At 65.0% G+C, this 12,352-nt stretch carries 10 protein-coding genes; 6 read left to right on the top strand and 4 right to left on the bottom strand.

The window, feature by feature from the left end; translation table 11 throughout:
• Nucleotides 1–63: 63 nt before the first annotated feature.
• The 4 genes from gabT to A8950_RS02915 all read right to left on the bottom strand — a co-directional run bounded on the left by gabT (nt 64) and on the right by A8950_RS02915 (nt 4,103).
• A complete protein-coding gene (gene gabT, locus A8950_RS02930) occupies nt 64–1,365 on the bottom strand; it encodes a 4-aminobutyrate--2-oxoglutarate transaminase (RefSeq protein ID WP_133612114.1) in 1,302 nt (433 codons plus the stop codon).
• A 302-nt stretch (nt 1,366–1,667) separates the two neighbouring features.
• The gene (locus A8950_RS02925; RefSeq protein ID WP_133612113.1) at nt 1,668–1,964 is read right to left on the bottom strand and encodes a hypothetical protein; all 297 of its coding nucleotides are present in this window, start codon (nt 1,962–1,964) and stop codon (nt 1,668–1,670) included.
• A gap of 154 nt (nt 1,965–2,118) precedes the next feature.
• A complete protein-coding gene (locus A8950_RS02920; RefSeq protein ID WP_133612112.1) occupies nt 2,119–2,340 on the bottom strand; it encodes a hypothetical protein in 222 nt (73 codons plus the stop codon).
• Between the two features lie 284 nt (nt 2,341–2,624).
• On the bottom strand, nt 2,625–4,103 hold the full coding sequence (locus A8950_RS02915) for a caspase family protein (protein WP_133612111.1): 1,479 nt from the start codon (nt 4,101–4,103) through the stop codon (nt 2,625–2,627).
• Nucleotides 4,104–4,573: 470 nt separating this feature from the next.
• Here A8950_RS02915 and A8950_RS02910 point away from each other — a divergent pair, with 470 nt between their 5' ends.
• From A8950_RS02910 to A8950_RS02885, 6 genes are all read left to right on the top strand, one after another.
• Entirely contained in the window at nt 4,574–5,728 is a 1,155-nt protein-coding gene (locus tag A8950_RS02910; RefSeq protein WP_133612110.1) for a DUF2336 domain-containing protein, read from the top strand.
• Nucleotides 5,725–7,317 carry a sensor histidine kinase gene (locus A8950_RS02905; protein ID WP_133612109.1) on the top strand — a complete coding sequence of 531 codons (1,593 nt, stop codon included), beginning with the start codon at nt 5,725–5,727 and terminating at the stop codon, nt 7,315–7,317. Before A8950_RS02910 ends, A8950_RS02905 begins: the two co-directional genes overlap by 4 nt.
• Before the next feature lie 71 nt (nt 7,318–7,388).
• Entirely contained in the window at nt 7,389–8,540 is a 1,152-nt protein-coding gene (locus tag A8950_RS02900; protein WP_133612108.1) for a DUF2336 domain-containing protein, read from the top strand.
• A gap of 274 nt (nt 8,541–8,814) precedes the next feature.
• Nucleotides 8,815–10,407 (top strand): peptide ABC transporter substrate-binding protein, encoded by a 1,593-nt coding sequence (locus tag A8950_RS02895; RefSeq protein ID WP_133612107.1) that lies wholly within the window; start codon nt 8,815–8,817, stop codon nt 10,405–10,407.
• A 132-nt stretch (nt 10,408–10,539) separates the two neighbouring features.
• Nucleotides 10,540–11,457, top strand: a complete 918-nt coding sequence (gene oppB, locus A8950_RS02890; RefSeq protein ID WP_133612106.1) for an oligopeptide ABC transporter permease OppB — start codon at nt 10,540–10,542, stop codon at nt 11,455–11,457.
• Nucleotides 11,450–12,349: an ABC transporter permease subunit gene (locus A8950_RS02885; protein ID WP_133612105.1), complete on the top strand. Its 900-nt coding sequence runs from the start codon at nt 11,450–11,452 to the stop codon at nt 12,347–12,349. Before oppB ends, A8950_RS02885 begins: the two co-directional genes overlap by 8 nt.
• The last annotated feature ends 3 nt before the right edge of the window (nt 12,350–12,352 follow it).

Genomic DNA, 12,352 nt, shown 5'->3' with positions numbered 1-12,352 from the left:
CGGGTCTCCCCGGCGGGCTTTTCTTTCTTCACCAACCCGCGACCTGTCGCGGGCTGAAGCAGGTTACGCCACCTTGGCGCTCGCCTCGATGGCCTGGCCGATGGTCTTCTCCAGCACGTCGAAGCCTTCGTTGATGAGCTTGTCCTCGGCCGTCAGCGGCATCAGGAAGCGGAGCACGTTGGCGTTGACACCGCAGGAGAGGAGGATGAGGCCGTTCTCGCCGGCCTTGGCCACCACCGCCTTGGTGAGGTCGGCGTCCGGCGAGCCGTCGGCCTTGACGAGGTCGCAGGCGACCATGGCGCCCAAACCCCGGATGTCGCCGATGCGGTTGCCGAAGCTGTTCTTCTTCTTCATGTCGGCGAGGCGGTCCAGCATCAGCTTGCCGATATGGTTCGAGCGCTCGACCAGCTTTTCTTCTTCCATGACATCAAGGACGGCATTGGCGGCGGCACAGCCGATCGGGCTGCCGCCATAGGTGCCCCCCAGGCCGCCGGCCGCGGGGGCGTCCATGATCTCGGCCTTGCCGATCACGCCGGAGAGCGGGAAGCCCCCGGCCAGCGACTTCGCCACCGTGATCATGTCGGCCTCGATGCCGCTATGCTCATGGGCGAACATCTTGCCGGTGCGCGCGAAACCGGTCTGGATTTCGTCGACGATGAGGCAGATGCCGTGCTTCGTGCAGAGCTCGCGCAAGGACTTCATGAAGGCGAAGGGGACGATGTTGAAACCGCCCTCGCCCTGCACCGGCTCGATGATGATGGCGGCGACATTGTCCGGGCTGATATCGGCCTTGAACATGGTCTCGAGGATCTTCAAGGACTGCGCGCCGTCATCCTTGAGGGCCGGGTCGGGGAACGGCACGTGGTAGATCTCGCCCGGGAAGGGACCGAAACCCACTTTGTACGGAACGACCTTGCCGGTCAGCGCCATGCCCAGCATGGTGCGGCCGTGGAAGGCGCCGGAGAAGGCGATGACGCCGGAGCGCTTGGTGTGGGCGCGGGCGATCTTGACCGCATTCTCGACCGCTTCCGCACCCGTGGTGAGGAAGATGGTCTTCTTCGGGCTTGAGCCCGGCGCCAGCTTGTTGAGGCGCTCGGCGAGGCGGATATAGCTCTCATAGGGGGTGACCTGGAAGCAGGTGTGGCTGAACCGGTCCAGCTGCTCCTTCACCGCGGCCACGATCTTCGGGTGGCCATGGCCGGTATTCATGACGGCGATGCCGCCCGCGAAATCGATCAGGCGGCGGCCTTCCACATCCGTGATCTCGGCGTTCTTCGCGCTTTCGGCAAAGATCTGGTAGGCGTTGCCGACACCGCGCGGCACGGCCGCGACACGGCGCTGCTGCAGGTTCGCATTCGACGTCATGATGGTGATCCCTCTCAAAAAGATACGTATCCGCGCGCGCCAGCAGATGCCAAGGCGGCGCAGGAGTGGGGCGACTATATCGCGCGGCAAGGGGGATCGAAAGCCCGGCAAAGCAGGGGCTGGGATGCGCGCCACGCAGGCTGGCGCCGGTGGAAAGCTGAAGGTTCTGCTTAAGATTTTGGGGCGGATTTAACGGCCCGGTCGGAGCCAGCTTGCGGACTTATCTGTCGGCCATCAGCCGAGGTACCTATTTATCGGCCACCAGCCGACGCCCCTTACTTGTCGGCCATGAGCCGACGGACCTATTTGTCGGCCATCAGCCGACGGAGGGCGTCCTGCAATTGCGGGCTGCCGCCGGCATCGCGGATCTCGCGGTCGACGCGCTGGCGGGCGACCTGGGCCTGGATGGCCTGGGCCAGGCGCTCCTGCGCGTCGATGCCCATGGCGCCCAAGGTCTCGCGCCGCTGGGCGAGGGCCTGGCGGATCTGGTCCTCGCTGGCGCGGCGGCCGGCGGCTGGCGCGGCGGGAACGGCCGCTGCCGGGCCAGTCGCCCCGGCCTTGCCGCCCAATTTCCCGAACAGGTTTGAAATCATGCCCATTTCCGTATCCTTCGCGCGGGCCCGGTTTTTTCTGGTCAAACCTTGGGCCGATCTCTCACCCAATCTAGCCCCGATGCCGTTAACGAAGCCTGAAAGAACCGGCCGATTCCGTTTACCTGGCGTTAACCATAATCGGAGAAATCAGGCGTCAGAATCAGGCGGCGCGAACCAGATCTTGGCGCGGCTGGCCGGTGATCTCGAAATCATTGGCGGTCAGGCCCTGCACCACCCGGCGGCCCTCGACCATGGCATCATATTCCTCGACGCCCCGGCGGACGTTCCAGCAGCGGCCGGCAATGTAGCCGCGGGCACCCGATTTGAGGCGGATCGGGGTGGTCAGTTCGATAACCTCGTCGAACACATAATAGCTACGCATGGTCTTCTCTCTTGTCTTCCTGTCTGGGTGCGATGGCATTTGGTCTTAGCAACAGCCGGACCGGTTCAAATGGCGGCCCGGCATCGATACTGACGAGTTGATTGGTACTTTCGACTTGGTTGGCAGTTACGACTTGCCTGGGGAGATAGCCTCGATAGCCGCACCCCGCCAGTGACGGCAATCACCAATGACGTCGCAGGGGGTGCGGGGCGTGACGGGGCGCACAGGCTGCCCTCTGCCGGCGGCGGTCCGCACCGGGAAAGTTGTCGGGGGCGGAGAAAATGTCAGGGGCGGCTGAAATCCAGCTGCTTCTTGTCGCCCAGCATCAGGATTTCGCAGCTACCCTGGCCGCGCGATTCGCACAGCCGGACGGCTTCCTTCCTGGCGTAATTGGGGTCGCGGTTGGCCTGCAGGGTTCGTTTCCCCGGTACGCATTGGTTTGCCATCTCGCAGACGAAGAAGCCCGAGGCCTCGCCATTGGCCGAGACCGCAAAGGCGCTCTTGCCCGGCCCCAGGATGCGCAGATAGCGGTCAAGCTCGCCCGCCACCCGGCTGGAGAGCACCAGCCCGGAACCGGACGCCGCCGCGGGGGGAGAAATGGCCGGTGCGGGTGTAGCCGGTGCGGGTGCGGGCGGTTCCACCGCGGCACTCTGGACCGGTGCCGCCGGTTGGGTCGGCTGGGCCGCTTCCGCGGTTCGCTGCTGGCCGGCCTGGTTGTTTGCGGCTTGGTTGTTTCCGGCCTGGCTGGCTCCGCTCAGCCGCGACACTTTCAGCCGGGCGAGGCCGCTGTAATGGCCGTTGGGGTATTGCGCCAGATAGGCCTCGAACTCGGCCGGGTCGGAACTGTCCTTGATCGATTCCCAGAACAGCCGTTCGGATTCGCCCGCTTCCTGGCCGGCAGTGGCCGCGGTCGCGGCTTGTGCCGCCGGTGCCGCGGGCTGCGGCGCGATGGCGGCGGTCTGCTGCGGCGCCCTGAAATAGAAGGCGCCGGTCAGGGATGAGGAATCCCACGGCACCTGGCGCTGATCCGTCTCCGCCATCACCCGCACGCGCACATTGCGGAACGTCTCCTCAAGGGCGATGCCGGGCTTGCCCATCTCGCTCGCCAGCGCCGCCACATAGGGCGAGTTCTCGCCCGTCCCGTCCGCCGCCACTTCGCCCGGTGCCGTCGAATAGCCGACGAAGGTCCCGGTCGGCGCATCCATGCGGGCAAGGCCGCGATCGGCGCTGCGGAAGCTGCGCGTCAGCGGGTTGTTGCGACAGGCATCCAGCAGCATGATGTTGACGCTGTTGCCGGCATAGCTCATCTGGTCCAGCACCCATTCGGCATTGACCGCTTCCAGTTCGGCATCCGCCTCGCGCTCGATGGCGGCACCCACCGGGATCAGGTAATTGATGCCGCGGATCTGCACGCCGTGGCCGGCATAGAAGAACAGGCCCACGGCATCAGGCCCGGCCGCCAGCAGCCGCCCGCCGAAATCGGATATGGCGCGCTTCATCGCCTTCTGGTCGCCATTGACCAGTTTCACCACCTGGAAGCCAAGGGCGGCCAGTTGCTTGCCCATCACTTCGGCGTCGCGCGGCGGGTTGGCGAGCGGTCCGATCGCGCCGTCATACTTGCCGTTGCCGATGACCAGAGCGATCCGCTTCTCGGCCGCGGCGGGTGCCGAACCCAGCACCAGAGCGAGACCGAGCACGAGGCCGGCGGCGACAAGCCGCGCCACATCCCGGAAACTCGATCGCTGTCCTGTTTGGCCCTTCATGCAACTACTCTAACTCGAAAGGCGACCCGGCGCGAAGCGGGCGGCTGCTCGGGCCACCAATCCCCGGCCCGGCGCCGATGGCGCGGGCCTCCGGTTTCTCCGAATCGCCTGTTGTTGGGATGTTTTGCCGGCTACCTAGGCTTGGCCACCCAAATACCGCATTTAGTCATGGGACCAGTTACCTTGCATTGATGTTGTGATTGAATACAATTTTAGTCAAAAAAATTCTTTGATAAATCAGATAAATAGAAGACAATCTTCGTGTGTCGGATTGACTTTAACCATTAAGCACGGTTAACGTTCGCCGGTTGAATGCATACCGGGGATGTGCGGGGACGGGGAACGGCCAGCCGAAAAGGCCAGCCGTGCGTGTAGGACTTCCCAGAATTTGTTGCTGCGTCCATCCCGTGTCAGGGTATTGGCTGAGACTGACGGCCCGGGGCGATGGCTCAGGGCGATGGCTGAGGGCGATGGCTGAGGACGGCATCTACAGGGACGAGATCCTGGCTCTGGCGCGCTCGCGCTCCGATGCGTCGCGCGCCGAGCTGTTCACCGTCATGGGCGATTTGTTCCACGCCAAGAACGAGATTCTGAGCGCGCAGGAACGCGCCCTGATGCTCGACATCCTGGAAAAGCTGCTGACTGAGGTGGCACGGGCCGTGCGGCATCGCATGGCCTTGAAGCTTGCCGGCGCGCCCGGGGTGCCGCGCGAGCTGGCGGTGCTGCTGGCCAATGACGAGATCGAGATCGCGACGCCGATCCTGATGAAATGCAGCGCGCTCGAGGATATCGACCTTATCGAGGTGATCCGCAACCGCTCGCGCCAGCACATCCTGGCCGTCGCCATGCGCCGCGATCTTTCCACCCAGGTCAGCGACGCCCTGGTCGAAACCGGCGATAAGGATGTCATCCGCACCCTGCTCGAGAACCAGGACGCCGCCATCTCGCGCGCGACGCTCGCCTATCTGGTCGAGCAGTCGAAAGCGGTCGACGAGTTCCAGGAGCCGCTGGTGCGGCGCACCGACCTGCCGGCCGATCTGGCCCGGCGCATGGTGTTCTGGGTCGGCGCCGCCATCCGCCAGGCGCTGGTCGAGCGTTTCGACATCGACCCCGACCTGCTCGACGATCGCCTCGAGCCGCTGCTCAGCGAGGAAGCCGACAGTGCCGCCGCGGCGGCGGCGGAAGAGGACGCGGCCGATGTCCTGTCGCGCGCCCTCGGCGCCGCCCGGCAACTGACCCCGCGCCTGTTGCTGCAGACCCTGCGGCGGGGCGAGATTCCGCTGTTCGAGGCGATGTTCGCCGAGATGAGCGGCCTGCGCCTGCGCCTCATTTCGCGAATCGCCTATGAGTCTGGCGGCCAGGGCCTCGCTGTTGTGGCCCGCGGCATCGGTCTCAACCGCGAGGAATTCGCCACCATATTCCTGCTCACCCGACGCGCCCGGATCGGCCAGCCCGGTGTCGTCGGCGCCGGTTTTGCGCCGGCCGATCTCGGCCGCGCCCTCGAATTTTTTGATCGCCTCTCGCATGCCGCTGCGGAAACGGTGCTCAACCGCTGGCGGCGAGACCCCGATTATCTGTTCGCCATCCGCTCGATCGAAGACGGGCAGGAGAAGAAAAGCGCATGAACAAGGTAACTCCCCTCTCGCCGCCGCAGATCTCGGTCAAGGTCAACCCGGCAACCGCCAAGCTGTCGCCGGCGGCACCGGCCAATGAGGGCAAGCCCTCGCCGGAGCGCCTGCGCGAATTGTTCCACCAGGAACTGCTGGAATTCGGCCCCGCCCTCCTGATGTGCGACAATCGCGGCCAGATCAGCTGGTCGAATGCCGCCTTCCGCCGCATCGCCGAGACAAGGGTCGATGGCGGCACGGTGGCCGAACGGCTGCGCCTCGGCGAGGTGGCCGAGGAGATGGACTTCCGCCGCACGACCGTTTTCCGCGACTGGGATTTTGCCGCTGCCGGCGGCGTGCAGCGCCTGCGCGCACGCTTTGCGCCGCTCCACGAGCCGGGCGGGCAATGGACCGGCTTCGGCGGCATGCTGACCCTGCAGCGCGACGGCGGCCAGATCGATGCCGACGAGGCGCAGAATGCGCTGGAGCGGCAGACCGACTTCATCCGCCTCTCCTCGGACTGGATGTGGGAAGCGGATGCCAAGCTCAATTTGCGGCTGGTGACGCACCGCGTGGTGGGTGCGCTTGGCATGGTGCCGCAGCAGATGGTCGGCATGAACCTGCTCGACCTCGTGGCGACCCCGACCCTGCGCGAGAATCTGCAGCGGCGCCTGGACAAGATGTCGCCCTTCCGCGATCTGCCGGTGGACGCGACCGATGCCGCCGGCAAGCGCAAGCTGTTCCTGATCAGCGCCGTACCGGTCTTCGACCACCTGACCGGCGCGCTTTCCGGCTATCGCGGCTCGGCCAGCGACATCACCGAACTTACAAGGCGCGAGGAAAACCTGCGCGCCGCCAAGGAGGCGGCCGAGACCGCGGCTCGCGCCAAGACCCAGTTCCTCGCCAATATGAGCCACGAGCTGATGACGCCCCTGAACGCGATCATCGGCTTTGCCGACGTGATGCGCATGGGGCTTCTCGGCAATGTCGAGAATGCCGAGTACCGCGCCTATATCCGCGACATCCATGCCAGCGCCGTCGGCCTGATGGGCACCATTACCGACATCCTCGACGTCTCGCGCATCGAAACGGGCGATGCCGAGTTGAACGAGAGCGCCTGCCATATCGAGGACCTGTTCGATTCGGTGGCTCGTCTGATCCAGCAGCGCCTGCAGACACAAGGGTTGTCGCTCTCGCTCGACCTGCCGGCGCGGCTGCCGCGGGTCAATGCCGACAAGCGCAAGCTGAAGCAGATCCTGGCCAACCTGCTGGCCAATGCGGTGAAGTTCACGCCCCAGGGAGGCCGCATCATCCTCGGTGCCGGCCTGAACGATGGCGGTGATCTGGAGCTCAGCGTCAGCGATACCGGTATCGGCATCGCGCCCGCCGATATCGAGCGCGTGATGCAGCCCTTTGCCCAGGTGGATGGCGGCCTCAACCGAAAATACGAGGGCACCGGCCTCGGCCTCACCCTGTCGCAGGGTCTCGCCCGGCTGCATGGCGGCGAATTGCGCCTCGAGAGCCGGGTCGGCGAAGGCACCCGCGCCATCGTCACCCTGCCCGCGTCGCGACTCATCGATGGCAGCCACCTGACGCCGGTGAAATAACCAATCGCCGGCTTGCGGCGGCGCTTTACCTCCACCCCTCCCCGGTTTACCAAGAAGCGGGGAACGGAGTGATGGCGTTGAGCGACGGTTTCGATCTCACAGCATTCGCCGCAGCGGCGCGGGACAAATCGCCCGCCGGCCGCAGCGCCATGTTCGCCCAGCTGACCCGCCTGTTCTGGCGGCGCGGCGCCATCATGAAGCCGAAGGAGCGCGTCATGCTGGCCGAGATCCTGCGCCTGCTGCGGCCGAAGGCATTGCCAGACCAGCGCCTGGAACTGGCCTATGAGATCGCCGGCTCCAGCCTGGCCGAGCCGGAACTGCTCAAGGTCTTCGCCGAGGACGAAATCGCCATCGCCTCGCCGGTCCTGTTCAGCCAGAACCGCCTTGCCCCCGATGACCTTGTTGCGGTCGTCCAGGCGCGTGGCGTCGAACATGGCGCGGTGGTGGCTCGGCGCAAGGGTCTCAACGTGGCGCTGGTCGATGCCCTGGCCGGGCTCGGCGACAAGGCGATCCTTACCCAGTTGCTGGCGGATCCCGAGGCGCCATTCTCCCTGACGGCGCTGTCGCTCGCCATCGACGCGGCCAAGACCGATTTCAAGCTGCAGAACCTGCTGGCGGAGCGACGCGAGCTGCCCGAGAGCCTGGCCGAGGAATTGCTGGAATGGGCCAGCCCCGCCGTGCGCGAGAGCCTCAATACGCGCTTCCTGTTCGACGCCATGGCGGCCTCGCCCCGCCAGCCGCTTTATGGCGCCCGGGTGCCGGCGCCCGACGTTCCGGGCGAGGGATCGCCGGAAACCGCAGCGCCGGCGGTGAGCGGCGAAACCCTGGAATTGTCGCCCGCGACCCTCATCCAATGCCTGCGCGAGGGCAATCTCGCCCTGTTCCAGGCGCAGCTTGCCCAGCTTGCCAATCTCCGGATCGGGCTGGTGCGCAAGCTGACCGACGAACAGGGCGGCCATTCCATCGCCCTGATCGCGCGCGCCCTCGATCTCCGACGCGACGAGTTCGCGCAGATCTATCTCAATGCCCGCAAGCAGCTCACCAAGGCGAGCGGAATCGGCGCCGGCGACCTCGGCCAGGCGCTCGACTTCTTCGACCGGACCGACCAGCCCCAGGCCCGCGCCATCCTCGCCCGCTGGCGCCATGAATCGGCCAAGGAATCGCTGCTGGACGATGCGGCAATGGCGATCGCCGCCGAAATCCACCCGGCCGACAACAAATAAATCTGTCCGCCGAACCTGCGGGTGCAGGCCAGCCTTCCGCCTGACAGCACGCAAGGAAGTCCGGCAGAGCGCCGGGTTGGCCGACCTTTCACCGGCCGCTCCGGGAACAAAACCGGGCCGCATTGCTGCCCGAGTAATTTGTCACAACGCGTTACCGACGAAAATCCGTTGAACCGCGACACGGGTTGCAGAAAGATGACACCAGCAAGGGACGGAACACGGGCCAATCGTGTCCACGCGATCCCTTTGCGTCATCCAGGTAGGAGGCTGATCCATGAAACTGTCCATTCGGAAGCTGTTGCTTCCGGCGGTTGCCGCGTGCGCTTTGCTGGCAAGCGTATCCTTCGCCGAGGCCGAAATGGTGTTCCACCGCGGCAACGGCGCCGAGCCCGAGACGATCAATCCCCACAAATCAACCGGCGTCACCGAGGCCAATATCGAAGCCGATCTGTTCGAGGGCCTGACCTCCTATGCCGCGAACGGCGAGCTGATTCCGGGCGTCGCCGAAAGCTGGGAGATCAGCGACGACGGCAAGACCTACACGTTCAAGCTGCGCCAGAATGCGAAATGGTCGAACGGCGATCCGGTGACCGCCGCCGATTTCGTCTTCGGCCTGCAGGACGCCGTCAACCCGAACACCGCCGCCGATTACGCACCGATCCTGGACGTCATCGTCAACGCCCAGGCGATCCGCGAGGATACCGAGAAGGATCTTTCCAAGCTCGGCGTCGTCGCCCTCGACGATCACACGCTGCAGATCACCCTCAACGGACCGACCCCCTATTTCCTCGGTCTTCTGCGCCATCCGATCGCCTATCCGGTGCACAAGGCGACGGTCGAGACGTTCGGCGACGACTGGACCAAGCCCGGCAACATGGTCTCGAACGGCGCCTATATGCTGACCGAATGGACCCCGCAGGCCTCGCTCACCTACGTCAAGAACCCGCATTACTGGGATGCGGCCAACGTTAAGGTCGACAAGGTGGTGATGTACCCGACCGAAGATCTGGCGGAAGAGCTGAAGAGCTACAAGGCGGGCGAGCTTCACGCCACCTATGACGTGCCCTCCGAGCAGATCAAGGACCTGGAAGCGAACTACGCGGACGAGTTCAAGAACACGCTCTATCTCGGCACCTATTACTACGTCATCAACCTGACCAAGGAGCCGCTCGGCGCCCAGTCCGACCTCAGGAAGGCGCTGTCGCTCGCCATCAATCGCGAGATCCTGACCGAGAAGATCACCCAGGGTGGCGAGGCGCCGGCCTATTCCTGGGTGCCGCCGATGACCGGTTACAGCCAGGCCTATGTCAGCTTCAAGGACATGCCCCAGGACGATCGGGTCGCTTTGGCCAAGGAACTCCTCGCCAAGCACGGCTACGGTCCCGACAACCCGCTCAACATCGAGCTGCTCTACAACACCAGCGAGAACCACAAGAAGATCGCGGTTGCGGCGCAGAGCATGTGGAAGGCGATCGGCGTCAACGCCACCCTGCGCAACGAGGAATGGAAGGTCTATCTCGAGACCCGCGACAAGAAGAACTTCGAAGTCGCCCGCGCGGCCTGGATCGCCGATTACGACGATCCGATCAACTTCCTCGACATGTTCCTCAGCAATGCCGGCGAACGCAATGATGCCGGCTACAACAACAAGGACTATGACGAGCTGATCGCCAAGACCGCCACCGAAACCGACCCGGCGGCACGCATGAAGCTGTTCACGGAGGCCGAGCAGCTCTTCCTCAACGACGACCCCATGATCCCGATCTACCACTATACGTCGCAGCACATGGTGTCGACGAAGGTGTCGGGCTGGGAGGCCAACATTCTCGACTTCCACCTCGCCCGCTACATCTCGATCGCCGAATAGGCGGGGACTTCCGGTTCGGCCCGGTGACCGACGTCGCTTGACGGACGTCGCCGGGCCGAATGTCATGACCGCAGCGCCAGACCGGCCGCCCACAACTGGCGGCCGGCGCGGCCCCGGCGGGAGGCGACAGAAATGCTGAGCTATTTCATCCGGCGCCTGGCGGGCGCCATCCCGACACTGTTCCTGATCATCGCCGTCTCCTTCGTATTGGTGCGGCTGGCGCCCGGCGGGCCGTTCGACAAGGAACGCAAGGTGCCGGCGACGGTCGAGGCCAAGCTGATCGAGAAGTACCACCTCGACGAACCGCTGCCGCAACAATTCGCGCGCTATGTCGCCGGCCTCGCCCAGGGCGATTTCGGCCCATCGTTCAAATATCCGGACCGTTCGGTTTCGGAACTGATCGGCATCGGCTTTCCCGTCTCGCTGACGCTGGGCCTCTCTGCCATCGCCCTGGCGCTCGCCGCCGGCATCGGCCTCGGCATCTGGGCGGCGCTCAGGCAGAATACCTGGATCGACTATCTCTGCGTCGGTACGGCGATGCTGGGCATCGCTATCCCCAATTACGTCTTTGCGCCGCTGATGACGCTGGTCTTCGGCCTGATGCTCGGCTGGCTGCCGGTCAATGGCTGGGGCGAGCCGCGGCATATGGTGCTGCCGATCCTGGCGCTGGCCATTCCGCAGGTCGCCACCATCACGCGCCTGACGCGGGCCAGTATGCTCGAAGTGCTGAACAGCAATTTCGTGCGCACGGCGCGCGCCAAGGGCCTGCCCGAGATGGTCACCCTGCTGCGCCATACCATCCGTGCCGCCCTGCTGCCGGTGGTCTCCTATCTGGGCCCGGCAGTCGCCAACATCGTCACCGGTTCGGTGATCATAGAGGAGATCTTCCGCATTCCCGGCATCGGCCGCTATTTCGTGCAGGGCGCCATCAACCGCGACTACACCATGGTGCTTGGCGTCACCATCCTGTTCGGCGCGCTCATCATCCTGTGCAACCTGATCGCCGATCTCTGCTACAGCCTGCTCGACCCGAAGGTGCGCTATGACTGACGCCGCCATGGTTTCCCCGCGCGGCGAGGTCAAGGGCCGCAGCCTCTGGGCCGATGCGCGCCGGCGCTTCCTGCGCAACCGGGCGGCGGTGGCCGGGCTTGTCGTTCTTGCCGTCGTCACCCTGCTCAGCTTCGGCGCACCCTTTCTGGGTCTGCGGGCACCCGACGACATCAACTGGGACATGATCAGCGCACCGCCAGATTATGCCCAGGGCTACTATTTCGGCACCGACCAGAACGGCCGCGACCTCTTCGTGCGCACGCTCTATGGCGGTCAGGTTTCGCTGATGGTGGGCCTGGTCGCCACCCTGGTCAGCCTGGTGATCGGCACGCTCTGGGGTGCCAGCGCCGGCTATCTCGGCGGCCGCATCGACAACGTGATGATGCGCATCGTCGACATCCTCTATTCGATCCCCTTCGTCTTCTTCGTCATCCTGCTGACCGTTGCCATCCCGCGCAATTTCATCGCCCCCACGATGCTGATGTATCTGGCCATCGGTGCTGTCAGCTGGCTCGACATGGCGCGCATCGTGCGCGGCCAGACGGTCAGCATCCGCCGGAAGGAGTTCATTGAGGCGGCCCATGCCAGCGGCGTCTCCAGCTGGCACATCATCACGCGCCACATCATCCCCAACTGCCTCGGCCCGGTCGTGGTCTACATGACCCTGACCGTTCCCGCGGTGATCCTGACCGAGAGCTTCATCTCCTATCTCGGCATGGGCGTGCAGGAGCCGGATTCCTCCTGGGGCACGCTGATCAGCGAAGGCGTCAACGCGATGGAAGTCGCGCCATGGGCGGTGATCTATCCCAGCGGCGTCATGGTGGTCACACTGCTGGCGCTCAATTTCGTCGGCGACGGTCTGCGCGACGCGCTCGACCCCAAGGACCGGTGAGGG

This window comes from Dongia mobilis (assembly GCF_004363235.1).
In the GTDB taxonomy this organism is placed as follows: Bacteria; Pseudomonadota; Alphaproteobacteria; order Dongiales; family Dongiaceae; genus Dongia; species Dongia mobilis.
Note: the sequence above shows the minus strand (reverse complement) of the source record. Positions and strands in the feature narration are given on the sequence as shown.

Excerpts from the sequence above, each read along its gene's own strand:
- gabT (WP_133612114.1), bottom strand. The coding sequence starts at position 1,365 with ATGACGTCGAATGCGAACCTGCAGCAGCGCCGTGTCGCGGCCGTGCCG.
- A8950_RS02925 (WP_133612113.1), bottom strand. The coding sequence starts at position 1,964 with ATGGGCATGATTTCAAACCTGTTCGGGAAATTGGGCGGCAAGGCCGGG.
- A8950_RS02920 (WP_133612112.1), bottom strand. The coding sequence starts at position 2,340 with ATGCGTAGCTATTATGTGTTCGACGAGGTTATCGAACTGACCACCCCG.
- A8950_RS02915 (WP_133612111.1), bottom strand. The coding sequence starts at position 4,103 with ATGAAGGGCCAAACAGGACAGCGATCGAGTTTCCGGGATGTGGCGCGG.
- A8950_RS02910 (WP_133612110.1), top strand. The coding sequence starts at position 4,574 with ATGGCTGAGGACGGCATCTACAGGGACGAGATCCTGGCTCTGGCGCGC.
- A8950_RS02905 (WP_133612109.1), top strand. The coding sequence starts at position 5,725 with ATGAACAAGGTAACTCCCCTCTCGCCGCCGCAGATCTCGGTCAAGGTC.
- A8950_RS02900 (WP_133612108.1), top strand. The coding sequence starts at position 7,389 with ATGGCGTTGAGCGACGGTTTCGATCTCACAGCATTCGCCGCAGCGGCG.
- A8950_RS02895 (WP_133612107.1), top strand. The coding sequence starts at position 8,815 with ATGAAACTGTCCATTCGGAAGCTGTTGCTTCCGGCGGTTGCCGCGTGC.
- oppB (WP_133612106.1), top strand. The coding sequence starts at position 10,540 with ATGCTGAGCTATTTCATCCGGCGCCTGGCGGGCGCCATCCCGACACTG.
- A8950_RS02885 (WP_133612105.1), top strand. The coding sequence starts at position 11,450 with ATGACTGACGCCGCCATGGTTTCCCCGCGCGGCGAGGTCAAGGGCCGC.